At 40.7% G+C, this 1,649-nt stretch carries 3 protein-coding genes; all 3 read left to right on the plus strand.

The window, feature by feature from the left end; all coding sequences use genetic code 11:
• Positions 1 to 230: 230 nt before the first annotated feature.
• Positions 231 to 449, plus strand: a complete 219-nt coding sequence (locus CRG49_RS12850) for a major capsid protein (RefSeq protein ID WP_095501659.1) — start codon at positions 231 to 233, stop codon at positions 447 to 449.
• Between the two features lie 10 nt (positions 450 to 459).
• Entirely contained in the window at positions 460 to 735 is a 276-nt protein-coding gene (locus tag CRG49_RS12855) for a hypothetical protein (RefSeq protein WP_095501658.1), read from the plus strand.
• A 374-nt stretch (positions 736 to 1,109) separates the two neighbouring features.
• Positions 1,110 to 1,649, plus strand: a 540-nt coding sequence (locus CRG49_RS12865) for an IgG-binding virulence factor TspB family protein (protein WP_304528868.1), incomplete at its 3' end; no start/stop codon positions are given.

Here is a 1,649-nt window from a genome sequence, read left to right on the forward strand (position 1 = left end):
CTGATCCTTTCGGCGATATAGGTTTTACACCAAACATCAAATCAGCCGGTCAATACGATAGCTACGAAGACGCATTTAATGCAGCTTTAGAAGAAATCGTTGGCGAATTCCTGATTTTTGGTTTCTACCTTAAAGAATACTAAGTTTAAGAGGCTCGGCGGGCGGTCTCTGAAACCTTCACAAAGCCCACACTTTCATTTTTTTAACTCTACTCACTAAAGGAAAATATCATGAAATTGATGAACACCTTTCGTAAATACGGCGCAAAATTGGCGGTAGTAACCGCTGCCCCTTTGGCTCTTGCTGCCCAAGCTTATGCTGCTTTGCCTGAAGAAGCAAAAACAGGTATCGAAACCGCTAAAGCTGACGGTCTCGAAGCCGGTTGGTTGGTGGTCGGCGTATTCGCTGCTTTGTTCGTGATTGCCATCGTGAAACGCCTGTTACGATAAGGTAATCAAGATGTACTACCAAGTTGGAAATAAATGTCTTGAGCAAAGCCAAGCTGAAAACGTCTATTTCAGCTTGGTAGTACCTCAAATTACTCAACACGGCCAAATCCTGCAGCCACAATATAACGGTTCTGTATGGACACTAAATGGCCAAACACTCAAAGCAGCATTACCGCAATGCAGCCCGACCGACAATTTGAAAAGCGGTCTTGAAACAGGTTGGATTTTATTCGGTGTGATGGCTGCTGTTTATTTCGTATCCATCACAAAAAGGCTTTTCCAATGATGGACTACTATTTCTTTCTCGGCTTGGCCGTGCCTGTTGTCATGGCGTTCATTCTGTTTAAGGACTGATACCGCCGATTATGAAAACATGATAAATTTCCACTTTCGACAACAGTAACCAACTTTAGAAAGTGGGGTTTAAGATGTTTATTAGTGAATACCATTTAATTCAGTTTAAAACGTCATCACATATTTATCGTGATTTGCCAATGGCATTAATTTATTATCGGGAACTGATGAGAAAAGGGGTTTTTAAAAAACCTTTCCCATTTGATATGTTTAGAAATTTCTTTCATCGTTATGATGAAGATTTTATAGAAATTCAATTTCCCGATGCTTCTACTTTATTAATTAAATTAGATAAGGCATCTTGTTATGTTTCATATCCTAGAGCGATGTTTTTTAAAGAGTATCCTATGTGTTAGTTTTTTCATTTCTGCTAATGCTTTCGCCATTGAGAATGCTCCTGGTAAATATGATCGTATAGATGTTTTTGATGATGGCCGTTTCATGGGAATTCGTGGAACGGCTAATCAAACAGCTAATTCACATGGTCGTAGTTGGATTGGTGTTTTCGATAGAGATACAAGTCAATATATTATTTCAGATGCTCAAGATTTGACACCACGTTATGCTAGAACGGGGGATTCAGCAAAATCAAAAGTTTCTGCCAAAGTCACCGCCTCCGTCTCCCGTTCCGCGGTCCTAGCCGGTGCTTTTTCACTTGCTAAACGTGGTGCAGGTATTTTAGCCGGTGGTGGCATTGTTGGTGGCGTTATCACAGGCACTTCCATAGCCGTTGACGCATATAACGTAGTCAAAGCCGACATCGAATCAGCCGGTTATCAATATGACGAAACAAAAAACGAATTCTTGAAACATTATGACGGCGCATACTGTACGCCTGAAAATGTA

The sequence above is a fragment of the Neisseria sp. N95_16 genome (genome assembly GCF_002551535.2).
In the GTDB taxonomy this organism is placed as follows: Bacteria; Pseudomonadota; Gammaproteobacteria; order Burkholderiales; family Neisseriaceae; genus Neisseria; species Neisseria brasiliensis.